This is a genomic window from Novosphingobium sp. 63-713, assembly GCF_001898925.1.
GTDB lineage: Bacteria > Pseudomonadota > Alphaproteobacteria > Sphingomonadales > Sphingomonadaceae > Novosphingobium.
The window spans coordinates 292,389-314,567 of sequence record NZ_MKVS01000008.1 but is presented as its reverse complement, the minus strand read 5'-3'; the positions used below and the strand labels follow the sequence as shown (position 1 = coordinate 314,567).

General features: G+C 63.6%; 18 protein-coding genes and 1 pseudogene. 14 read left to right on the top strand and 5 right to left on the bottom strand.

Annotation, left to right across the window (positions count from 1 at the left end; genetic code table 11):
• Positions 1-127: 127 nt before the first annotated feature.
• The 3 genes from BGP00_RS06590 (at position 128) to BGP00_RS06580 (ending at position 1,252) form a co-directional block, all read left to right on the top strand.
• A complete protein-coding gene (locus BGP00_RS06590) occupies positions 128-679 on the top strand; it encodes a TspO/MBR family protein (RefSeq protein WP_292689909.1) in 552 nt (183 codons plus the stop codon).
• Between the two features lie 111 nt (positions 680-790).
• Complete coding sequence (locus BGP00_RS06585; RefSeq protein ID WP_168604462.1) at positions 791-1,039, top strand: accessory factor UbiK family protein; 249 nt, start codon at positions 791-793, stop codon at positions 1,037-1,039.
• Positions 1,040-1,060: 21 nt separating this feature from the next.
• The gene (locus BGP00_RS06580) at positions 1,061-1,252 is read left to right on the top strand and encodes a hypothetical protein (protein ID WP_168604463.1); all 192 of its coding nucleotides are present in this window, start codon (positions 1,061-1,063) and stop codon (positions 1,250-1,252) included.
• Position 1,253: 1 nt separating this feature from the next.
• Here BGP00_RS06580 and BGP00_RS06575 read toward each other — a convergent pair whose 3' ends face one another.
• The 5 genes and pseudogenes from BGP00_RS06575 to BGP00_RS06555 form a co-directional block, all read right to left on the bottom strand.
• Positions 1,254-4,604, bottom strand: a complete 3,351-nt coding sequence (locus tag BGP00_RS06575; RefSeq protein ID WP_292689912.1) for a glycosyltransferase — start codon at positions 4,602-4,604, stop codon at positions 1,254-1,256.
• A 174-nt stretch (positions 4,605-4,778) separates the two neighbouring features.
• Positions 4,779-6,294, bottom strand: a pseudogene (locus BGP00_RS06570) (SulP family inorganic anion transporter).
• The gene (locus BGP00_RS06565) at positions 6,291-6,986 is read right to left on the bottom strand and encodes a carbonic anhydrase (RefSeq protein ID WP_168604466.1); all 696 of its coding nucleotides are present in this window, start codon (positions 6,984-6,986) and stop codon (positions 6,291-6,293) included. The pseudogene BGP00_RS06570 and the gene BGP00_RS06565 overlap by 4 nt, the downstream one beginning before the upstream one ends.
• 132 nt (positions 6,987-7,118) lie before the next feature.
• Complete coding sequence (locus BGP00_RS06560; RefSeq protein WP_292689914.1) at positions 7,119-8,432, bottom strand: ATP-binding protein; 1,314 nt, start codon at positions 8,430-8,432, stop codon at positions 7,119-7,121.
• The gene (locus BGP00_RS06555; protein WP_168604467.1) at positions 8,429-9,136 is read right to left on the bottom strand and encodes a response regulator transcription factor; all 708 of its coding nucleotides are present in this window, start codon (positions 9,134-9,136) and stop codon (positions 8,429-8,431) included. The genes BGP00_RS06560 and BGP00_RS06555 overlap by 4 nt, the downstream gene beginning before the upstream one ends.
• Before the next feature lie 506 nt (positions 9,137-9,642).
• On the opposite strand from BGP00_RS06555, the gene BGP00_RS06550 reads away from it, so the two are divergent.
• The 11 genes from BGP00_RS06550 to BGP00_RS06500 all read left to right on the top strand — a co-directional run bounded on the left by BGP00_RS06550 (position 9,643) and on the right by BGP00_RS06500 (position 22,158).
• Positions 9,643-11,469, top strand: a complete 1,827-nt coding sequence (locus BGP00_RS06550; protein WP_292690210.1) for a CocE/NonD family hydrolase — start codon at positions 9,643-9,645, stop codon at positions 11,467-11,469.
• A 123-nt stretch (positions 11,470-11,592) separates the two neighbouring features.
• Positions 11,593-13,026: an MFS transporter gene (locus tag BGP00_RS06545; RefSeq protein WP_292689916.1), complete on the top strand. Its 1,434-nt coding sequence runs from the start codon at positions 11,593-11,595 to the stop codon at positions 13,024-13,026.
• 144 nt (positions 13,027-13,170) lie between these two features.
• Positions 13,171-13,956, top strand: a complete 786-nt coding sequence (rfbF, locus tag BGP00_RS06540; protein ID WP_292689919.1) for a glucose-1-phosphate cytidylyltransferase — start codon at positions 13,171-13,173, stop codon at positions 13,954-13,956.
• Positions 13,957-13,971: 15 nt separating this feature from the next.
• Entirely contained in the window at positions 13,972-15,039 is a 1,068-nt protein-coding gene (gene rfbG / locus BGP00_RS06535) for a CDP-glucose 4,6-dehydratase (RefSeq protein ID WP_292689921.1), read from the top strand.
• 56 nt (positions 15,040-15,095) lie between these two features.
• Entirely contained in the window at positions 15,096-16,487 is a 1,392-nt protein-coding gene (gene rfbH, locus BGP00_RS06530; RefSeq protein ID WP_292689923.1) for a lipopolysaccharide biosynthesis protein RfbH, read from the top strand.
• 54 nt (positions 16,488-16,541) lie between these two features.
• A complete protein-coding gene (locus BGP00_RS06525) occupies positions 16,542-17,345 on the top strand; it encodes an aldolase/citrate lyase family protein (RefSeq protein WP_292689925.1) in 804 nt (267 codons plus the stop codon).
• A 6-nt stretch (positions 17,346-17,351) separates the two neighbouring features.
• A complete protein-coding gene (locus BGP00_RS06520; RefSeq protein WP_292689927.1) occupies positions 17,352-19,232 on the top strand; it encodes a thiamine pyrophosphate-binding protein in 1,881 nt (626 codons plus the stop codon).
• A 4-nt stretch (positions 19,233-19,236) separates the two neighbouring features.
• Entirely contained in the window at positions 19,237-19,890 is a 654-nt protein-coding gene (locus tag BGP00_RS06515) for an HAD hydrolase-like protein (protein ID WP_292689929.1), read from the top strand.
• Complete coding sequence (locus tag BGP00_RS06510; RefSeq protein ID WP_292689931.1) at positions 19,883-20,827, top strand: NAD(P)-dependent oxidoreductase; 945 nt, start codon at positions 19,883-19,885, stop codon at positions 20,825-20,827. Before BGP00_RS06515 ends, BGP00_RS06510 begins: the two co-directional genes overlap by 8 nt.
• 15 nt (positions 20,828-20,842) lie before the next feature.
• A complete protein-coding gene (locus BGP00_RS06505) occupies positions 20,843-21,790 on the top strand; it encodes a glycosyltransferase family 2 protein (RefSeq protein ID WP_292689933.1) in 948 nt (315 codons plus the stop codon).
• Complete coding sequence (locus BGP00_RS06500) at positions 21,787-22,158, top strand: GtrA family protein (RefSeq protein ID WP_292689935.1); 372 nt, start codon at positions 21,787-21,789, stop codon at positions 22,156-22,158. Before BGP00_RS06505 ends, BGP00_RS06500 begins: the two co-directional genes overlap by 4 nt.
• The last annotated feature ends 21 nt before the right edge of the window (positions 22,159-22,179 follow it).

Below are 22,179 nucleotides of genomic sequence, written 5' to 3'. Positions count from 1 at the left end.
ACCAGTCGTTTCACCCGAATGGCTCATAAAGGAGCAGGCAGGGCTGGCTGAAGGCCATCGGGCCGGGCTATGAAGGGAATGCGGCGCGGCAGGGCGCGGCGGCAATCAGACGGGGTTCTGGACGAAGATGACGGAAATTGCCTCCTCGGGTCAATTGCGGGCGGGACTGGCGCGCTGGATGCTGGTGCTGGTGCCGGGGATCAATCTGCTCGGCTTTCTTTCGGCCAGCGTGTCGTTGTCGGGGCCGAGCAATCCGTGGTTTGCCGCGCTGGTCAAACCGGGGATCTATCCGCCGCCGTTGGCCTTCCCGCTGGTGTGGACCGCGCTTTATATCCTGATGGGCGTGGCGCTGGCGATTGTGGTTTCGGCGCGTTCGGCGCCGGGGCGCGGGGCGGCGATTGCGCTGTTTGCCGCGCATCTGGTGCTCAATCTGGCATGGTCGCCGGTGTTTTTCGGGCTGCATCGGATCGCGCTGGCGCTGTGGATCATCGTCGCCATGGCGGTTTCGCTGGTGGGGGTGATCGCGCTGTTCTGGCGGGTGCGGCCCGTGGCGGCGGGGCTGATGCTGCCCTATCTGGCATGGGTGCTGTTTGCCAGCATGCTCAATTATCAGTTCCTCGTGCTTAACCCTGAGGCCGATGGGCAGGACGCGCCTGCTGTGGTGCATATCAAGCTCTAGAATTTTGGTCCGGCCCTTGATCCTTGCGGCTTTGCGCGCCATCTAGGCGGCCATCGGACTCCTTTGTCATGCGGACAGGGGGCCGCAGGATTACAAGACGAAAGCCGCGCCATGCAGAGCGAAAACCCCTTCCTTGCCGATTTCGTGAAGCTGATGAACAGCGCCGCCGGGACCTTTGCGGGGGCCACGCGCGAGGCGCGCGATGCCGCCCGCGAACGTTTCCGCGAGGCATTTGGCGGTCTCGATTTCGTCAGCCGCGAGGAATTCGACACGGTCAAGGCCATGGCGGCCACTGCCCGCGAAGAAGTCGAAGTGCTCAAGGAAAAGCTGGCCGCGCTTGAAGCCAAGATCGGCGGCTGAAGCATAAAGGGCGGGGCGATCATGCGCACCCGCCCCGGTATCTGCGCGCGTAAACGCCGCTATGCCAATGAGGCCGAGGCGGTGGCGGCAGCCTTAAAGGCCGCCGTCACCCTGCGCCCCTATCGCTGCGCGATCTGTCGCCAGTATCATCTGACCAGTCGGACCAAGGGGATGCGGGTGTTGCGGGTGGAACGCGCCCACCCGCCCGTTTAGATTAAACCCCGCCTTCCGGCGCCGAAACGCGGCCCGTCCGCTCCAGCTTGCCCCAGCCGGTGCCGACCCCGCGCACGGCGGCGGCCACAGCCCGGATCACCACCGAATACATCAACTGGCGATAGACAAAGCGCTGGGCCAGCAGCAGGAATGGGCGGAATTTGCGGTCGCGCACATCCATGCGATAGGCGATCCAGCCGCACACAAGGTCAATCGATGAAAACGCCGCCCAATAGACCGCCATGCGCAGCACATCGGTCTGGGTCTGGGCCCAGCCATGCTGGATCACGCGGGTGATCGTGCCCAGAATCGAGACGACCAGCGCCAGATCGATGGTGGGCGAAATGACCGCGAAGAGGATCTGGAACACCCATGCCTGCGGCACGCCGATGAAGGCCAGGCCCCCCGGCTTGCCCCGGCGCATGATCTTGCGATGCTTCCACAGACATTGCAGCGTGCCATAGGACCAGCGGAAGCGTTGTTTGGACAGGGCGCCAAAGCTCTCGGGAGCCTCGGTCCATGCCACGGCCTCCTCGTCATAGGCGACCTTCCACTTCTTGCGCTGGATGGCGATGGTCAGATCCTGATCCTCGGCCAGCGTATCCTCGGGATAGCCGCCCACGCTTTCCAGCGCGCTGCGCCGCCATGCGCCCACCGCGCCCGGCACCACCATGATCGCGTCAAACCGCGTCAGCGCGCGGCGCTCGATATTCTGGGCCGTGGTATATTCCACCGCCTGCCAGCGGGTGACCAGATTGACCCGGTTGCCCACCTTGGCATTGCCCGCCACCGCGCCGATTTTCGGATCGATGAACCAGCGGACAAGGCGCAGGATCGTTTCTTTTTCAAACTGCGTGTCGGCGTCCAGCGCGACGATGATCTCGCCGGTGGCCTCTTTGAGCGCCTTGTTCAGCGCGCTCGCCTTGCCGCCATTGACCAGCGTCATCAGCCGCACGCGCGGATTGTCGCCGAATTTCTCGGTGATGATCGCGCTGGTCCGGTCCTTCGATCCATCGTCCACCACGATCACGTCGAGATAGGGATAGGTCGATTCCAGAATGCGTTTGACGCTGGTCTCGATCACCTTCTCCTCGTTAAAGCACGGGATAATTACGGTGACCTTGGGCCGGAAGGTGGCATCGGGCGTGGGCGCCTTGCGCTTGGCGGGCAGCATGGCCAGCGCCACCAGCGTGACCGAGCGCAGCACGCCCAGCGCGATGGCGAAGAAGAACGACCAGTTGAGCACCACGATCATCACGCCGATCGAGGTAAAGGCGAAAACGTCGGCCCGCACCGCCAGCAGGTCATAGCCCTTGACCGGCGGCATCACCTGATCGGCGGTCAGACCTGCCAGTTCGGCCACGGTGACGAATTTGTACCCCTGCTGGCGCAGCGCGACGATGATGCCGGGCAGGGCGGTCACGGTCTGCTCACGGTCGCCGCCACCATCGTGCAGCAGGATGATGTTGCCCGAATAGCCGGGGCGGCCTTCCTTGACCTGAGTCAGCGTGGAATCGACGATATGCTGGACGCCGGGGCGCATCCAGTCATCGGGGTCCACATGCAGGCCCACGATCGTATAGCCATGCTCCTGCGCGATTTGCGCGGGTACCAGTTCGTCGGCGGTGGTGGGTTCGGCGTCACCGAAATAGGGCGCGCGAAACAGACGCATCGAACGCCCCGTATAGGCTTCGACCAGCCGCTGCGTCGCGTTCAGCTCCAGCCGAATGCCGGTTTCCGAGGAATTGGCCATGTTGGGGTGGGTATAGGAGTGGTTGCCGATCTCCATGCCCGAGGCGACCATCCGTTGCAGGATCGCCCGGTTCGATACCCCGTTTTCGCCGATGATGAAAAAGGTGGCGGGAACCTTGTATTGCTCAAGGATCGAGAGAATTTTCGGCGTCCAGACAGTATCAGGCCCATCGTCAAAGGTCAGCGCGACCTTTTTTTCGGCATAGCCGGTGCGCTGGACCTTATAGGGCGTAGGCAGGCTGTCATAGGTTTGGCCCGAAACCAGCCCGGTCTTTGGGTCAAAGCTCACCTTGCGCTCGCCCTCGCGCGGGGTTGATGTGATGCGCAGGATTTCGCCCGCGCCCTCAACGTCGGCGTTCGCGGTTTGGGCGATATGGCTCAGATCCGGAAAAGGGTTCTGCCTGCCCCCACTGCGCCAGCTTTGCAGCGCCTGCCAGAAACCGGGGTCCTCGGTGCCAAGGCGCCAGAGCGCGATATTGCCCACGCCCAGTTGCGAAAGGATGCGCATCTGGTTCCAGCTCGCCGCCGCGTCGATCATCCACACGTCATGGCGCTGGCCATTTTCGAGGAAAGAGAAGCCGGTGTTGCCGCTGGCCTTGTCATAGGTGGGCGTGGCGGCGGAATCATGGGCCGAAAGCCACGCTTCTTCGACGGTCAGGCTCTCGGCGGCATTCTTGCCATCGGGGCCGGGGTGCCAGTCGTAGGCATAGGAGCCCAGCGCGATGATCACCTTGTCGGCGGGCATATTGCCGATGGCCTTGCGCACCTTGGAGGCGAACCAGTCGTTCGAGGCGATGGGGCCGGGGTTGCCGCTGGCCCAGTGCTCGTCATAGGCCATCAGGATGATCTTGTCGGCAACGGCCGCAAATTGCGAAGGCGACCAGCCATCGCCTTCCATCGGCAGCGTGACGGCCACGACCTGCCCGGTAGGATCAAGCGCGCGCTCGACCTCGGCGATCATGGCGCGATAGGCGGGAATGTCGCTGGGGCGCAGGTCTTCAAAGTCGAAGATGATGCCCGCATCGCCTGATTTCTTCAGGTAATCGATCAATTGCCCGATCAACACCTTGCGCTTGGCCTTGCTGGCGAAAAGCGCGATGGCGGCGAGGCGTGAAAAACCCTTGTCATCCACATTCTGCAGCACCGGCACCACCAGCGGGCGATGCAGCGCCGAGAGCAGGATGCGCCGCAGCGGGCGGTCCTCGCTGACATGCAGGTTGCCCGCCATGTCGATGTTGAGCGAGGTGGGGGCGATCCAGTCGATCTGGTTGATATGGCGCAGCAGTGAAGGCGCCGAGGCATCCGACCAGTTCGAATAGAAGGCGACCGTGATCGTCTGGCCCTTGCTGTTCGCGCGCTGTTTGGGCGGGGTGCTGAACATGCGCGAGAAGGAATGCGACAGGCGCGACACCTGTGTACGCATGGGCAGCGCGGTGCGCCGTTCAAACCCCAAAGGCAGCGGCGAGGGCGCAGGGATATGCACCACGGTCGTGGCAAAGGCGATGGCCGCGATCACCAAGGCGATCAGGCCGAAGAAGGTCAACCGTCGCGTCCAGCGCCGACGGCGCCCCGAGGGATCGAAAAATACTGGTCTGGACAAGTCCGCCCCACCTTTACACTGCGAAGACAGGCGCTTCATCCCGAGCGCCCTTTGGGCCGTCTCTAGCATTGCGCGGGCGCGCCGCAAAGCTGCGGAACGCATTCTCCCCCAAATCAAACGAAAACGCCCCCCTTGGATCACTCCAAGAGGGGCGTCTCGAGCCGACCGGGGAAATCAGGCGGCCAGAGTGTTGAGGATGGGGTCCGGCCCGCTCAACCGCACCGCAGCCCCGCCGCGACGCCGGCGCGCGATCCATTCGCCCAGCATTTCGGCCGTCGTGTGGTCGATGCCATGCACATCCTTCAGGTCCAGATGGACCGGTCGGTCGGCAGGCACGCTTTCCAGACGATTGGTCAGCTTGGTCAGGCTGAGGAAGGTAGCCGAACCCTGAAGGGCGACATGATGCCCATCGTCGGTATGCTTTTCCTCGACGCCCAGCCGCAGACCCTTGGCCAGCGGGATCAGCTTCCACCAGCGAGAGCAGCAGGCCCGCGATCACGCCCGTCAGCAGGTCCTTGCCCACCACCAGCGCGAAAGTGACGACCCAGATCGCCGCCGGAATCACGCCATAGTTGTGGAACAGATGCGTGACATGCTTGAGGCTGACCAGGCGCCAGCCCGTGACGACCAGCACGCCGCCCAGCGCCGCCATCGGCACTTCGCGCAGCAGCCAGGGCAGCAGCGCGACAAAGGCCAGAATCCACACGCCATGCAGGATGGCCGAGAGCCGCGTCATCGCGCCCGCCTGCACATTGGCCGACGAACGCACGATCACGCCCGTCATCGGCAGCGCGCCCACCGCGCCGCACAGCATGTTGCCGATGCCCTGCGCCCACAATTCCTTGTTGTAATTGGTGCGCACGCCATCATGCATACGGTCCACTGCCGCTGCAGACAGCAGCGTTTCGGCGCTGGCGATAAAGGCGATGGCGATGGCCGCCGTAATCACCGCCGTATTGCCCAGCGGGGCAAAGAAGCCCGCGCCCGGCGTGCCAAAGGCGGCGGCCAGCGATTCGGGCACCGCGATGCGCGTGACGTTCAGGCCAAAGCTGGCCGCGATGATCGTGGCCGCGCCCACGCCCAGCAGCGCGCCGGGAACCAGAGCGAGCTTTTTGGGACGCCACTTTTCCCATGCCAGCATGACAAGGATCGTGGTCAGGCCAAGGCCCAGCGCCATTTCGGTCGAGCGAATGTCGGGCGAAAGGCCCAGCACGCGCCCGGGAATGGCCGCCAGATTGGCCAGCCCGTTCGACATCGGCTTGGCGTCAAACAGGATGTGGAACTGGCCCAGCACGATCAGCGCGCCGATGCCCGCCAACATGCCATGGACCACCGCCGGGCTGATCGAGCGGAACAGGCCGCCCAGTTTGGCAATGCCCGCCACCAACTGAATCGCGCCTGCCAGCACCAGCATCGGCCCCAGCGCCGACAGCCCGTGATCGCGCACGAATTCGAACACGATCACCGCCAGACCCGCCGCCGGGCCCGACACCTGCAAGGGCGAGCCGGCCAGCGCGCCCACGACAATGCCGCCGATCAGGCCCGTTACCAGGCCTTTTTCGGGCGGCACACCAGAGGCGATGGCGATGCCCATGCAAAGAGGCATCGCCACCAGAAAGACGACTATGGAGGCGGTGAAGTCGCGCGCGAGAAACGCGCCGATCCCGCTCTTTTGCGCCGTCTGGCTCATTCAGCCGCCTCCGCAATCAGCGTTTCGTCGGCGATCCGGCGCGAGGCGGGCATAGCGACGGGCAGCGGGCTGTCCTCGCGCAGGGGCACGAAATGGCCGGATTCGCCGTCAAGGCCCAGCACCTGCCCGGCGTGAATGTCGACGAACCAGCCATGCAGCGCCATTTCGCCGCGCGCGATGGCCGAGGCCACCGAGGGGTGGGTGCGCAGATGGGCGATCTGGGCGATGATGTTTTCCAGCGTGATCGCGCGCACGCGTTCCTTGTCCTGCAAATGGCCCTTGCAGGTCGAGACGATATGTTCAGCCGCAGCGCCGTGATCCAGCCATGCCTTCACATTGGGCATACGCTCAAGGCCGACCGGGTTGGACAGCGCCTTCATCGCGCCGCAGTCCGAATGGCCGCACACGATGATGTCGCGCACGCCCAGCGCGGCCACCGCATATTCCACCGTTGCCGACACACCGCCAAGCTGGGTGCCGTAGCTGGGCACCATATTGCCCGCGTTGCGGCATACGAAGAGGTCGCCGGGCTGGGCCTGAAGAATCTGTTCGGGCACAACGCGCGAGTCAGCGCAGGAAATCATCAGCGCCTTGGGGAATTGCCCATGGGTGGTCAATTTGTTGAACAGCTCGCCACTGGCCGGAAAAGTGGTCTTTTCAAAGCTGAATACGCGGCCAATCAGTTCGTTCATGGTCACACCTTTTGATCTGTTGCCTGCCGCAAGGGGGGCTGGCTGATGAGATCAGTTTATGTGTCCGATTTTGCTATGACCGCGCTTCTATGTAAGGAAGTGTTTCTGGAAACTGAGCGCGGGATGAACCACTTACATCGGCGGTTGCGGCAGGCGGATAAGCGCGCGCAGCCCCCCGTCAGGCTTGTTCGACAGGATCAGCTCGGCCCCCTCGCTGCGCAGAACCCGCACCACGATGGGCAGGCCCAGCCCCATGCCCGCCGTATTGCGCGCCCGCGCGCTGTCCAGCCGGATGAAGGGTTGCAACACCTTGCCCAGATGTTCCTCGGGAATGCCGGGGCCGTCATCCTCGACCGCCAGCGTGACACTGGCCTTTTCGATCTCGACGCGCACCATGACATTGCCGCCGTAATGCAGCGCATTCTCGATCAGGTTCGACATGGCCCGGCGCAGCGATACCGCCCGCGCCATCACCACCAGCCGGTCCGGCCCCTCATACTCGGCCGGATAGCCGCGATCCTGCGCGCCATCGACCAAGGTTTGCGCCATTGCGGCAAGGTCCACCGGCTCCTTGGCGGGGCCGGGTTCGTCCAGCGCCACAAAGTCCTGTAGCGAGGAGAGCAGGTCGCGCATTTCCGACAGATCGCCATCCATCGCATCGCGCTCTTCGGCATCCATCGGCACACCGTCCAGCCGCAACTGCATCCGCGCCAGCGGCGTGCGCATGTCATGGCCGATGGCCAGCATGGTCTGAGTATTGGCGTCGAGCAGGTCGTCGATCCGGCGCTGCATCGCGTTGAACGCGCTAATCAGTTCGCGCACTTCGGCCGGGCCGTCCATTTCGATGGGGCGGGCATGGGGCGTGCCGACATGCCGACTGGCGCGCACCAGCCGCCGCAAGGGGCGCAGCGAGGCGTAGACCAGAAACCACGCCAGCGGCACCAGCAGCAAGGTGGGCAGGATGATGCGCAACAGATAGCTGGCGCGCAGCACGAATATATCGCGCGCCTCGCTGTGGAAGGTGATGAGCGAGCTGTCGGCCAGCATCATCGAGCCATCCACCTCATGCCGGGCATGGAGCGGGGCCAGATGCAGTTGCAGGCGATACTGGTTCAATTGCGGCTGATAGGCGATCAACTGCTGCTGCATCGTGCCCAGATCAAGCGCGGCCAGCGGTCGTTCGCCGCCCTGCGGTTTCCACAGCAGTTTCAGGCCCGGGCGGCTCAATTCCCGCGCAACACGTTCGCGCTGAGGAGGGGGCGTCTCGTTCAACAATCGCGCGGTAACGATCAGATCATCGGCGAGATTGTCGGCCTCTTCGGCCTCCAGCGCGAATTCATTGGCGCGTTCGAACAGGATCGCATTGGCGCCGATATCCACCAGCATGACCATCGCAAGGATGGCCAGCATCCGCGCGGGCAGGCCCAGAGCGTGAAGCCACTTCAATGACGCGCAACCTCGGCGGTGAACATATAGCCGATGCCGCGCACGGTGGCGATCGGGGCCTGACCATTGGGGTTGGACAGCTTGCGGCGCAACCGGCTGACCAGCACGTCGATGCTGCGGTCCGAGCTGTCGGACAGGCGCGTGCGCGACAGTTCGATCAGGCGCTGACGCCCGATCACGCGCTGGGGCTGGCCAAGGAACGTGGCGAGCAGATCGAATTCCGCCCCCGTCAGATCCACCAGCGCCCCTTCGGGCGAGCGCAGTTCATGGCGCGATAGCGAGAGCGACCAGCCATCGAAGGTCAGCATCTTCTGGACGGGCGCGCGTTCCTCGTCGCTGCCCCCGCGCCGCAAGACCGCGCCGATGCGCGCGATCAGCTCGCGCGTGCTGAAAGGCTTGGCCAGATAATCGTCCGCGCCCAGTTCGAGGCCCAGAACGCGGTCCTCCTCGCTGCCGCGCGCGGAAACGAAGATGACCGGCGTGTCCGATTCCTTGCGCAACCGGCGAAAGAGTTCGATGCCCGTCGTGCCCGGCAGCATGATGTCGAGCACGATCAGATCGGCCGGCGCGCTGTCGAGCATCACCCACATTTCCGCGCCTGTGCTGGCCGTGCGCACGTCATAGCCATTGGCCCGCAGCGCCCGCGCCGTCAGCAGGCGCAGCGCCGGATCGTCTTCTACAAGCAGGATGGATTTAGCTGTCATGATTTTATGAACCTGGCCGTTGTCGGCGCACAGTAAAGGCGATCGGGGCGCGAGGTAAAGACCTCTTGCCCCGATCGCAAGGGGGCAGGCGCGGATGGAGTGGCGCCTGCGGCATGAACCGGCCTCAGGAGGGTTCTTGGGGATCTTCGGCCGGAACGCGTAAAACCGATCAATGCGGAGCGGGGATCAGCGCCGTTTCATTCAGGGCATGGGCCGATGTGAAAGGTACCCGGATCATTTCGCTCCTCGTGCATTCGTCCGTGCATTCGATGGTCATGATCTAGAGCGCCCATTTTGCGGGTTAAGTGCCGGTTTGTGATAAAATGTTTCTGCCTGTCCGTGTTTAGGTGGGGGTGCCGCTTGCGGCCGCCGCGCAATGACGACATGCTGGGCTATTGCATCTGCACAAAAGGGGCTTTCCCATGAAACTGCTTCGTTCCGGCGCGTTCCTTGCGCTGGCCTTTGCTCTTGCAGCGCCCGCAGGCGCGCAAAATGCCGTGACGCCGATGACGCCCGATGTGGTCAAATCCTATGACGCGGTGCGCGCCAATGCCGATTTCACCCTGCGCGAGGTGATGATCCCGATGCGCGACGGCACGAAACTCTATACCGCCATTGTGTTCAAGAAGGGCGCGAAGAACGCCCCCATCCTGATCTCGCGCAGCCCCTATAACGCGCATGGCGACGTGACGCGCACGGCCAGCCAGAAGATCACCGAGATCCTGCCCGCGATGGATGCCGAATTTGCCGAAGACGGCTATATCCGCGTCTATCAGGACATCCGCGGCATGCATAAATCCGAGGGCGACTGGGTGCTCAACCGCCCCATCGTCGGCCCCCTGAACAACACCGGGATCGACGAGGCGACCGACGCCTATGACACGATCGACTGGCTGGTGAAGAATGTGCCCGAAAGCAACGGCAAGGTGGGCATCATCGGCAGCTCCTATCTGGGCTTCACCTCGCTGATGGCGCTGATCAATCCGCATCCTGCGCTCAAAGCTGCCGTGCCGCAAAGCCCGATGGTCGACGGCTGGATGGGCGATGACTGGTTTCACAATGGCGCGTTCCGGGTGAACAGCTTCGACTATATGGTCGACATGAGCGTGGGCAAGGGCGATGCCGACGCCAAGATCCCGCGCGGCGCAGGGGACGATTACAGCGCCTATCTGGAGGCAGGCTCTGCGGGCGATTTCGCGCGCAAATGGGGCATTGAAACCATTCCGGGTGTGCGCAAGCTGATGGACAATCCGGCCTATACGCCGTTCTGGTCGCTTCAGGCGGTGGACAAATGGCTGGCCGCGCGGCCCTTGACCGTGCCCACCATGCTGGTCGTGGGCCAATGGGATCAGGAGGATTCCTATGGCGCCCCGGCCGTCTATCGCGCGCTGGAGCCCAAGGACACCGGCAATGACAAGCTCTCGCTGGTGATCGGGCCGTGGCGGCATTCCGGCGTCAACCATTATGGCTATGAGCTGGGCGATGTGAGTTTTACCGGCGACACGGCCCATGAATTTCGCGTCAAATGGCTCAAGCCCTTCTTCGACCACTGGCTGAAGGATGCGCCCGATCCGCACACGCCCCCGGTGCTGACTTATGCCACCGGCATCAACCAGTGGGAGGTCTCGCAGAAATGGGATGATGCGAAAATGACCCCGCTCTATCTGGGCGCGGGGGGCGGCCTGTCCTTTACGCCGGGCGCGGCGGGGCATGATGATTACGTCTCCGATCCGGCCCATCCGGTGCCTTTCCTGCCGCGCCCTCTGTCCATGAGCGACCGCAAGCAATGGACGACATGGCTGGTCCACGATCAGCGCTTTGTCGAGGATCGCCCCGATGTGCTGACCTACAAAAGCGCTCCGCTGGACAAGCCGATCCATATCAAGGGCGCGCCCAAGGTGGACCTCTATGCCGCCACCACGGGCACGGATTCGGACTGGGTGGTCAAGCTGATCGACGTAGCCCCCGACACCACGCCCGAGGCGGCCTCGCAGGGGGCCAAGCCTGCCAATCCCGGTTTCGAACTGCCGCTGGGCATCGAGATTTTCCGGGGCCGCTATGTTCACGGCTTTGCCACGCCCGGCGCGTGGAAGCCGGGCAAGGTGGAGAATGTCCGCTTCGAACTGCCGCATATCAACCATGTGCTGCTGCCCGGACATCGCTTGATGGTGCAGGTGCAATCCAGCCTGTTCCCGCTTTATGATCGCAATCCGCAGACCTATGTGGCCAATATCTTCAACGCCAAACCCGGCGATTACAAAGCCGCCACGCAGAGCATCCAGCGCGGCGGGGCCACGGCCAGCGCCGTCCTGCTGCCCATCGCGCAGGATTGAGGGCGAGGGGGCGGATCAAACCGCCCCCTTCCTTGACGGGCGCCTGTCGCCTTCACGCCCTGCGGATTTTGCGCGGATCCCGCTCTTGCCCCGCCGGATTCATCGGCCTAGAGCCTTTCGCAAATGCAGCAAGCGACTCCCCCGATTGCCGATGCGGCCCCCGTCGAAGAGATGGGCGCCAGTGATTATCGCCTGATCGGTCTGATCGTTGCCTGCGCGCTGTTCATGGAGCAGTTCGACGGCACGGTGCTGACCACGGCCTTGCCCACCATCGCGCGTGATTTCGGGGTGCGGCCTCCCGCGCTTTCGGTGACGGTCACGTCCTATCTGCTGGCGCTGGCGGTGTTTGTGCCGGTCTCGGGCTATATGGCCGACAGGTTTGGTGCGCGGCGGGTGTTTTGCGTGGCGATCGGCGTTTTCGCGCTCGGCTCGCTCGGCTCGGCGCTGACAAATGGGCTGGAAGCCATGGCGGCGGCGCGTTTCCTGCAAGGCGTGGGCGGGGCGATGATGTTGCCGGTGGGGCGTCTGGTGATGCTGCGCACGGTGCCGCCGCGCGATCTGGTCAATGCCACAAGCTGGATGCTGGTGCCCGGCCTGCTGGGCACGATTCTGGGGCCGCCGCTGGGTGGCTTTATCGTCACCTATATGCATTGGCGGGCGATCTTCTGGATCAATCTGCCGATTGCCATGCTCGCGCTGGTGCTGGTGTCGCGCTACATTCCCGATGTCCGCGCGCAGGAGCCGCCGGTGTTTGACGCTGTGGGATTCGTGCTGTCGGCCGTGGCGCTGGCCGCGCTGATGGTGGGGTTCGAGGCGGCCGGGCCGATCCATGCGGGCGCGGTGGCGCTGTTGCCGCTGGGGCTGGGTGTGGCGATGGCGCTGGCCTATTGGGCCCATGCGCGGCGACACTCCGCGCCGATCATGGATTTTGCGCTGCTGCGCCACCGCAATTTCCGCCTGTCATGGATTGCCGGGTCGATCACCCGCCTGCTGCAGGGCGCGCAGCCCTTCCTGCTGGCGCTGATGGTGCAATATGGCTTTGGCTTTTCCGCCGCGCGGGCGGGCACGATCACGCTGGCAACGGCGGTCGGGTCCATCGTGATGAAGGGGCTGGCCGGGCCGGTCCTGCGGCGGCTCGGCTTTCGGCGGGGGCTGACCCTGATGGGCGCGGCGGGAACGGTGGTCTATGCAACCTGCGGCTTCTTTTCGCCCGCATGGCCGGAATGGGCGATCTGGGGCGTGCTGGTGCTGGCCGGTTTTCTGATGTCGTTTCAATTCACCGCCTATAACACCATCGCCTATGACGGATTGGCATCTGAGGAAATGAGCCGCGCGACCAGTTTCTACACCACGTTTCAGCAGCTCACCCTGTCGCTGGGCGTGTGCATGGCGGCCACGATCCTTCAGATCAGCACCGCCGCGCATGGTGTGCAGCACCCCGAGTTGCGGGATTTTGCGCTGGCCTTCTGGATCATCGCGGCGATCAGTTTTACCGCCATCATCCCCAATCTGGCCTTTGCCCCCGATGCCGGATCGAGCCTTACCCAGACCCCCTGAAGGCGGCGTCGATGCGGGCCACTCAGACCGGCGCGTTTTGGGACGCTGATGGGCAGAACGCTTGACGTTGCAGGGCAAGTAGCCCATGGCCCGAGCCGAATTTTTTCGTCCTGATTTTACCTGATCAACATATTCGGGGGTCACTTGACCAAGGCAGTAATTCTAGCGGGTGGTTTGGGAACGCGGCTGGGCGAGGAGACTTCGAGCCGCCCCAAGCCGATGGTCGAAGTGGGGGGTATGCCGATCCTTTGGCATATCATGAAGATCTATGCGGCCCATGGCGTCAATGACTTCATCATCTGTCTTGGCTATAAAGGCTATGTCATCAAGGAATTTTTCGCCAATTACTTCCTTCATGCCGCCGATGTGACCATTGATCTGGCCAATAACAAGATGACCGTGCATGAGGCCAAGAGCGAGCCCTGGACGGTGACTTTGGTGGACACCGGGCCGACCGCGCAGACGGGCGGGCGCCTGTGGGGCGTGCGCCGGTTCCTGACCGATGGCGAGCCTTTCTGCTTCACCTATGGCGACGGCGTTTCCGACATCGACATTTCGGCCGAACTGGCCTTTCACCGCGCCCATGGCAAGAAGGCGACGATTGCGGCCGTTGCGCCTCCGGGCCGGTTTGGCGCGCTGGAATTCGGCGATGGTTCGGGCGGGCATGAGGTAACGAGCTTCAAGGAAAAGCCTGCGGGCGATGGCGGCCTGATCAATGGCGGTTTCTTTGTGCTGGATCCTTCGGTGATCGACCTGATCGCGGGTCCGGATCAGGTTTGGGAGGATTATCCGCTCGAAACGCTGGCGCATAGCGGTGAGCTGGTGGCGTACCGCCATGACGGCTTCTGGCAGCCGATGGATACGCTGCGCGACAAGCAGCATCTTGAACGGCTCTGGGCGCAGGGCGCCGCGCCGTGGAAAAAGTGGTAAGGGATCGTGGCTGTCGTGCATGATCCATCCTTCTGGGCAGGGCGACGAGTCCTGCTGACAGGGCATACCGGCTTTAAGGGGAGCTGGCTGGCGCTCTGGCTGCATCAGATGGGCGCGGTGGTGACGGGCCTGTCGCTGCCCGCCGAGGAGATCAGCCTGTTCCGTCAGGCGCGGGTCGAAAGCCTGCTGACCCATATCGAGGGCGACATCCGCGACATGGCCGTGGTCGAGGCCGCCGTGGCGCAGGCCGACCCGGAGGTGGTGTTCCATCTGGCCGCGCAACCTTTGGTGCGCCTGTCCTATGACACGCCGGTCGAAACTTTCGCCACCAATGTTCAGGGCACGGTGCATGTGCTGGACGCCTGCCGCCGGGCGCCCAATCTGAAGGCCATCGTGGCGATCACCTCGGACAAGGCCTATGAGAACCGCGAATGGGTCTGGCCCTATCGCGAGAGCGACCCGATGGGCGGGCATGATCCCTATTCGGCCAGCAAGGGCGCGGCCGAACTGGTGATCGCGGCCTATCGACGCAGTTTCTTCTCCGCGCCGGGCGCGCCGCTTTTGGCATCGGTGCGGGCGGGCAATGTGATCGGCGGGGGCGACTGGGCGCTCGACCGGCTGGTGCCCGACATCATCCGCGCGCTGATCGCCGGGGAGCGTCCGCTGATCCGTTCGCCCCATTCGATCCGCCCGTGGCAGCATGTGCTCGAGGCGCTGGGCGGCTATCTGCTGATCGCGCAGGTGCTCGCCGCCGGCGAGGCCTGGGCCGCCGAGGGCTGGAACTTCGGCCCGGCCGATGATGACACGCAGCCGGTAAGCTGGATCGCCGACCGGATCACCGGGCATTGGGGCAATACCGGCTGGGACCAGCCCGAGCAGGTGTCGGGCCCCCATGAGGCCAAGATCCTCAAGCTGGATTGCGCCAAGGCCCGCAATTATCTGGGCTGGCGCCCGGCCTGGGGGCTGGGCGAGGCGCTGAACCGGATCGTGGAATGGCACAGGGGCGTGGCCGAGGGCGGCGATGCGCAGGCAATTTCACTGACACAATTGGCCGCCTATCGCGCTTTGTTTCAACAAGGCTAATAATGTTTCAACGCGTCTGAAATTTTCAGAAGACAGTTTACAGGCAGACAGTTTCTATGGCCACGATTGATAATCCCATGCTCGACCTTTCCTCCGCCGTGGCGGGCATGGTGAAGGACAGCGATGAAGGGCAATTGCGCGAACTGATCCTTGGTCTGTCCGAGGAATATGCGCGCCGTTACCACGCCCCCCGCGCGTTTCTGCCTGGCGAGAGCGTCGTGCCCGTCTCAGGCAAGGTCGTGGGCGAGGGCGAGCTGCGCAATCTGGTGGATGCCAGTCTGGACATGTGGCTGACCACGGGACGCTATAATGCGCAATTCGAGGAAAAGCTGGCCGCGCGTCTGGGGGTGGCCCATGCGCTGACCACCAATTCGGGCTCTTCGGCCAATCTGCTGGCGCTGGCGGCGCTGACCTCGCATTATCATCGCGGCGATGCATTGAAGCCGGGCGATGAAGTCATCACCGTGGCGACGGGGTTCCCCACCACGGTCAATCCTTCGCTGCAATATGGGCTGGTGCCGGTCTTTGTCGATTGCGATATCCCGACCTATAACATCAAGCCCGAGATGATCGAGGCGGCGATTTCGGACAAGACCCGCGCCATCATGATCGCCCATACGCTGGGCAATCCCTTCGACATTGCCGAAGTGATGCGCGTTGCCGAGAAGTACAATCTGTGGGTGGTCGAGGATACGTGCGACGCGCTGGGCGCGACGTTTGACGGCAAGCCGGTGGGCACGTTCGGCCATCTGGGCACGCTGTCCTTTTACCCTGCGCATCACATCACCATGGGCGAGGGCGGGGCGGTCTTCACCGACAAGCCGCGTCTGAAGCGCGTGGTCGAATCGTTCCGTGACTGGGGCCGCGACTGCTGGTGCGCGCCGGGTCAGGACAACACCTGCGGCAAGCGCTTCAACCGCAAGCTGGGCACGCTGCCTCATGGCTATGACCACAAGTATACCTATGGCCACGTCGGCTATAACCTGAAGATCACCGACATGCAGGCGGCCGTGGGGCTGGCCCAGCTTGACCGGCTCGACGGCTTCATCGCCGCGCGCCAGCGCAATTTCGACAAGCTGACGCAATTGCTGAAGCCGCTGGAGGATATCTTCATCCTGCCGCAGGCGACCGAGCGTTCGCAGCCCTCGTGGTTCGGCTATCCCATCACCATCCGTCCCGAGACCGGCATCAACCGCGAGGCTCTGGTCGAATTCCTGACCGAGCAGAAGATCGGCACCCGTTTGTTGTTTGGCGGCAACCTCTTGCACCAGCCCTATATGAAGGGCCGCAACGTGCGCGTGGTGGGCGATCTGGCCAATGCCGATCTGGTGACGACCAATACTTTCTGGTTGGGCATCTATCCGGGTTTGACGGATGACCACCTTAGTTATACCGCCGAGCAGATTGGTGTCTTCCTTGCGGATCATTACGGATCGGCTAAGGGCTAAGGGACCAAGGTTTGTTACGGGCAGGGTCGGAAAGCCAGCCGAAGAGGTTTAGACGTGAACGCATACGAAAAACGCATGTTGGCGATTCTGGCCGAAGGCGCGGCCAAATATGGTTTTGTCTCGGTCAAGGCCGAGTTTGAGGCCGAAGGCACGCGCAGCGATGAATTCCTGCGCCTGCTCGAACTGGCCCGCCGCGCCGGGTTGAAGGTCGCGCTCAAGATCGGCGGTTGCGAGGCGATCCGCGACCTGATCGAGGCGCGCCAATATGGTGTGGATTACATCATCGCTCCGATGGTCGAGACGCCCTATGCGCTCTCGAAATTCATTGCCGCCAAGGACAAGGTGTTTCCCAAGGACGAGCAGGCGGACATGTCCTTCCTGTTCAACGTGGAAACGGCCACGACCTTTGACAGCCTGGAAAAGCTGGGCGAAGTGGCGCAGGCGGGCAATGTCGGCTTTGTGTTTGGCCGCGTCGATTTCGCCGGTTCGCTGGGCCATGACCGTTCGTTTGTGAACAGCGATGCGATGGCCGACTATGTCAATGCCGTGGCCAAGGTGGCGCAGGAGCGCGGCCTCGAACTGGTCGTGGGCGGCGGGGTCAGCCCGGATTCGGTGCCTTTGCTGGCGGGCGCCCGCGCGCATCGTCTGGATCGTTTCGAAACGCGCAAGGTCGTGTTCGACGCCGCCGTGGTCGAGGATGGCCGCGCGCAGGCGGGCATGGAGCTGGCGATCGAGTTTGAGCTGCTTTGGCTCAAGAACAAGCGCGATTTCTATCGCGGCATTGCCGAGGAAGACGCCACCCGCATCGCCATGATGGAGGCGCGTCAGGCCACCGCCAAGACCGCCGAGCCTGCGTAAATCATCATGGCTGAGACTATCCGGGTCGCGGACCTGATCGCCCGCCTGTTGGTGCAAAGCGGTGTTTCGGACTGCTTCATGCTGACGGGCGGCGGGGCCATGCACCTCAACGACGCCTTTGGGCGCGAAGCGGGCCTGCGCAAGATCTTCAATCACCACGAGCAGGCCAGCGCCATTGCGGCGGAAAGCTATGCCCGGCTGTGCGGCAAGCCTGCGCTGGTGAATGTGACGACGGGTCCGGGGGGCGTGAACACGCTCAACGGCGTCTATGGCGCCTATGTCGATTCGATCCCGATGATCGTGGTGTCGGGTCAGGTGAAGCGCGAGACGATTGCGGGCAATTTCCCGCATATCCCGCTGCGCCAGTTGGGCGATCAGGAAGTCGATATTGTCGGCATGGTGCGGCCGATCACCAAATATGCGATGGTGCTGCAGGACCCGGCGCAGGCGCGCAAGGTGGTGGAAAAAGCGATCTACCTTGCCACGCGCGGGCGGCCCGGCCCGGTGTGGATCGATGTTCCCATCGACGTTCAGGCCGCGCCCGTGGACCCGGATGCGCTGGAGGCCTTCGATCCTGCGGCCGATGTGGACACAGCGGCCGAATGGCCAAAGGAATGGAACGCGCCCAACAATGTGGCTGAAACCGGCGCGCTGACCGGCGATGCGTTGCAGGCCGAGGTCGGCGCAATGCTGGCCGAATTCTGCGCGGCGGAGCGGCCGGTGGTGTTTGTCGGCGCGGGCGTGCGTCTGTCGAACACGCATGAGCGGTTTCTGGCGCTGATCGAGCGTCTGGGCGCGCCGGTCGTCACGGGCTGGAACGCGCATGACGCGCTGCCCAATGCCCATCCTCTCTATGTCGGCCGCCCGGGCAGCGTGGGCGACCGCGGCGGCAATTTCGCCGTGCAGGGCGCCGATTATGTGCTGGTGCTGGGCAGCCGCCTCAACATCCGCCAGATCAGCTATAACTGGCAGAGCTTTGCCCGCAATGCGCGCGTGGCGATGGTCGATATCGACAAGGCCGAGCTTTCCAAGCCGACGCTCAACCTGCACCGGGCGATCCATGCCGACCTGCGCGATTTCTTCGCGGCGGTCGATGCGGTGGGCGTGCCGGCAACGGGGGCGGACAACCGCGCCGCCTATCTGGCGCGCAGCCGCGAACGCAGCGCGCAATATCCCACCGTGCGCGATGAATTTCGCAGCGAGACCGGCCCGATCAACCCCTATGTCTTTGGCGAGGCATTGTTCAACGAGTTGGAGGAAGGCGACATCATCGTCTCGGGCGACGGCACGGCCTGCGTCACGATCTTCCAATGCGCCGATCTGAAAAAGGGTCAGCGGCTCTATACCAATTCCGGCTGCGCCAGCATGGGCTATGACCTGCCCGGCGCCATCGGCGCCTATTATGCGGGCGGCGGGCGGCGGATCATCTGCCTTGCCGGTGATGGCTCGATCATGATGAACCTGCAGGAGTTGCAGACCATCGTGGGCGCGCGTCTGCCGATCAAGATCTTTGTCCTCAACAATGACGGCTATCACTCGATCCGTCAGTCGCAGGTGGCCCATTTCAAGGGCTTCTCGGTCGGCTGCGGGCCGGACAGCGGGTTGACCTTCCCCGATTTCGCGCGTCTGGCGGCCGGTTTCGGCTTCCCCGCGCGCAAGGCGGAAAAGGATGGCGATCTGTCCGCCGCGATCCGCGCCACGCTGGATGGCGAGGGCCCGCAATTGTGCGAGGTGATGATCGACAAGGCGCAGCAGTTCGAGCCCAAGCTGTCGAGCCGCCGCCTGCCCGATGGCACGATGGTCTCGCCCCCGCTCGAGGATCTCTCGCCCTTCCTGTCGGACGAGGAACTGGCCGCAGCCATGGCGCCCTGCGCCACCTTGCGGTGAGCACATGCTTCGCCATCTGATCTTCGATCTCGACGGTACGCTGGTCGACTCTTGTGCGATCTGCATCGAAATCCTCGAAGGGATGCTGGCGGAGCGCGGTAATACGCGCAAGATCGACCCCGAATTTGCCCGCCCGTGGATGAGCCATGGCGGGCAAAAGATGGTGATGGCGCTGCTGGGCGATGACTGCGGTGATCCGGCGCAGGAACTGGCCGAATTCCGCCGCCGTTATGCGGTGACGCAGACGCGCGTGGAAACGCTGTTCAACCATGTCGCCACCAGCCTGCGCAGCCTGCATCGACAGGGTTTCGTGCTGTCGATCTGCTCGAACAAGCCGCAAAATCTGGTCGACAAGGTGCTGGAGGATACCGGCCTTGCCCCGCTGTTTCAAAGCGTGGTGGGATCGCGCGCAGGGGTTGCGCCCAAGCCTGCGCCCGACCTGCTCGATCTGGTGCTGGCCGATCTGGGCGCTTCACCCGACCATTGCCTGTTTGTGGGCGACAGCGAGTTGGACCATGCCGTGGCCGATGCGCGGGGCATGCCCTTCCTGTTCCTGACCCATGGCTATGCCGACCCCGATTACCGGCCCGATCCGGCGATGAGCTATGATTGTTTCGGCGAACTGGCCCGCGCGGTGATGGAGCGGGCGCATGGCTGAAGGTTTGGCTCCCGAAGTGGTGCAGGCGCTGGTCGAGGACGGGCGGCGCATCGTCATCACCGGGGCGGGGGGCTGGATCGGCCTTGCCACGCTCGATCTGCTGGCCGCCGCGCTGGGTGACAAGTTTGAGAAGCGGGTGCGCCCCTTCGGCTCGAACACGCGCGCGCTGCGTCTGGCCGATGGATCGCAGGTGTTGCAGCGCCCGCTGGCGGACATGGCATGGCTGCCCAAAGAGCCGACCATTGTGCTGCACACCGCTTTCCTGACCAAGGATCGCGCCGAGGCGATGGATAAGGCCGCCTATATCGCCGCCAATCGCGCGATCAGCGAAAGCGTGCTCAAAGCCCTTAACCCGATCGGCGCCGAGGCGATTTTTGTGGCCAGCAGCGGGGCGGCGGCCAAGGCCGATGATCCGCAGGCCAGCGCGGCCATGCGGCTTTATGGCGCCCTGAAGCGCGAGGACGAGGAACGCTTTGCCGCATGGGCCGATGAAACGGGCCATCGCGCCGTTATCGCCCGAATCTATGCGCTGACCGGGCCCTATATCAACAAGCCGGGCGCCTATGCCATCGCCAGCTTCATCGACGACGCCATCGCTGGCCGCCCGGTTGAGGTGCGTGCGCCCCGCCAGGTCGTGCGCGCCTATGTCGCCATTCGCGAATTGATGAGCCTTGCCTTTGCCGCCCTGCTGCCGCCCAAGGGCGTGCTGCGGTTCGACAGCGGGGGCGAGGCAATGGAACTGGGCGAGATCGCGGGCGTGGTGGCCGCCCAGACCGGCGCCAGCGTTCAGCGTGCCGAAATCACCACCGGCCCCGCCGATATCTATCACGGCGACGATGCGGCCTATCGCACCCTGCTGGCCGACCATGGCATCGCGCCCGTCCCTCTGGCCGCGCAGGTGGCCGAGATGATCGCGTGGGCACAACGCTCCTCTTGAGCGGGAAGGTAATTCATGACGAAGAATGCCGACATTGATGTCTCGGTGGTCATCCCCTGTTACAACGAGGAGATGAACGCCGGGCCGATTGCCGAGGCGGTGATCGCGCAACTGGAGCCGTTGGGCGTCAGCTTTGACATCATCTTTATCGACAACCATTCGACCGACAACACGGTTGGCATCATCAAAGCGATGTGTATGCGCGACCCGCGCATCCGCCTGATCGTCAACACGCGCAATTTCGGGCAGATGCGCTCGCCCACCCATGGCATTTATGCCGCGCGGGGGCGGGCGGTGATCGGCATGTGCGCCGATTTTCAGGACAGCCCCGAACTGCTGCCCCATTTCGTGCGCCGCTGGCAGGAGGGCGTCGACATCGTGCTGGGCGTGCGCGAGCGGGAAAAGTCGGGCCTGATGCTGACCGCGATCCGCGCGCTGTCCTATTGGCTGGCCAAGAATTTCGGCGACTTTCAGACCATTCCCAACGCCACCGGCTTTGGCATCTACAGCCGCCGCGTGGTCGATGCGATCAAGGCGCTGAACGAGCCGGAGCCGTTTTATCGCGGGTTGCTGGTGGAAACGGGCTTTCCGCTGGAGACGATCAACTATGTTCGCCCGCCGCGGACGAGAGGCAAATCGAAGAACAATTTCTTCACCCTGCTCGATTTCGCCATCGCGGGCCTGACGGGTTCATCCAAGCGCCTGCTGCGCGCGCCGCTTTATCTCAGCGTGCTGGGGGCGGTTGTGTCCCTGCTGATGCTGGTGGGCGCGGGGATCGCCTTTTTCACCGGGCGTCCGATTGCGGGTTGGCTGATCGGCATGGTGCTTCAGGCGCAATTCGCGCTGATCTTCGGCTTTATGGGCCTGATGGGCGACCATATCCGTCAGATCTCCGAACGCACACGCGGCACGCCGCTGGTGCTGGAGCGCGAGCGGGTGAACTTCCCCGAGGATTACGGATGATCTCGCGGGATCGCGCCGCTGAAATCCTGCGCTTTCTGATTGCGGGCGCGCTCAACACGGCCTTTGGCTATGGGCTTTATGCCGGGCTGATCTGGCTGGGGCTGGACCGCTATCTGGCGCAGGCCATCGGCTATGTGCTGGGCACTGGGTTCAATTATTTCACCTATTCGCGCGGGGTGTTTACCGGGGCGGGCCCAGCGAAATTGCGTTTCGCGCTGTCCTATGCGGGCAATTATCTTATCAATCTGGCGGGGTTGAAGCTGGCCTCGCATTTCATCGCCGATCCCTATCTGGCGGGCGCGGTCACGACCTTTGTGGTGGTGGTGCTCAACTATGCGGTGCTCAAACGGCTGGTGTTCAGGGCTTGAAAAATTGTAAGTAATACGTCT

Coding starts and splice junctions, on each gene's coding strand:
- BGP00_RS06555 (WP_168604467.1), bottom strand. CDS start 9,136: ATGACAGCTAAATCCATCCTGCTTGTAGAAGACGATCCGGCGCTGCGC.
- BGP00_RS06545 (WP_292689916.1), top strand. CDS start 11,593: ATGCAGCAAGCGACTCCCCCGATTGCCGATGCGGCCCCCGTCGAAGAG.
- BGP00_RS06515 (WP_292689929.1), top strand. CDS start 19,237: ATGCTTCGCCATCTGATCTTCGATCTCGACGGTACGCTGGTCGACTCT.
- BGP00_RS06500 (WP_292689935.1), top strand. CDS start 21,787: ATGATCTCGCGGGATCGCGCCGCTGAAATCCTGCGCTTTCTGATTGCG.
- BGP00_RS06590 (WP_292689909.1), top strand. CDS start 128: ATGACGGAAATTGCCTCCTCGGGTCAATTGCGGGCGGGACTGGCGCGC.
- BGP00_RS06550 (WP_292690210.1), top strand. CDS start 9,643: ATGACGCCCGATGTGGTCAAATCCTATGACGCGGTGCGCGCCAATGCC.
- BGP00_RS06510 (WP_292689931.1), top strand. CDS start 19,883: ATGGCTGAAGGTTTGGCTCCCGAAGTGGTGCAGGCGCTGGTCGAGGAC.
- BGP00_RS06520 (WP_292689927.1), top strand. CDS start 17,352: ATGGCTGAGACTATCCGGGTCGCGGACCTGATCGCCCGCCTGTTGGTG.
- BGP00_RS06585 (WP_168604462.1), top strand. CDS start 791: ATGCAGAGCGAAAACCCCTTCCTTGCCGATTTCGTGAAGCTGATGAAC.
- BGP00_RS06565 (WP_168604466.1), bottom strand. CDS start 6,986: ATGAACGAACTGATTGGCCGCGTATTCAGCTTTGAAAAGACCACTTTT.
- BGP00_RS06505 (WP_292689933.1), top strand. CDS start 20,843: ATGACGAAGAATGCCGACATTGATGTCTCGGTGGTCATCCCCTGTTAC.
- rfbH (WP_292689923.1), top strand. CDS start 15,096: ATGGCCACGATTGATAATCCCATGCTCGACCTTTCCTCCGCCGTGGCG.
- BGP00_RS06580 (WP_168604463.1), top strand. CDS start 1,061: ATGCGCACCCGCCCCGGTATCTGCGCGCGTAAACGCCGCTATGCCAAT.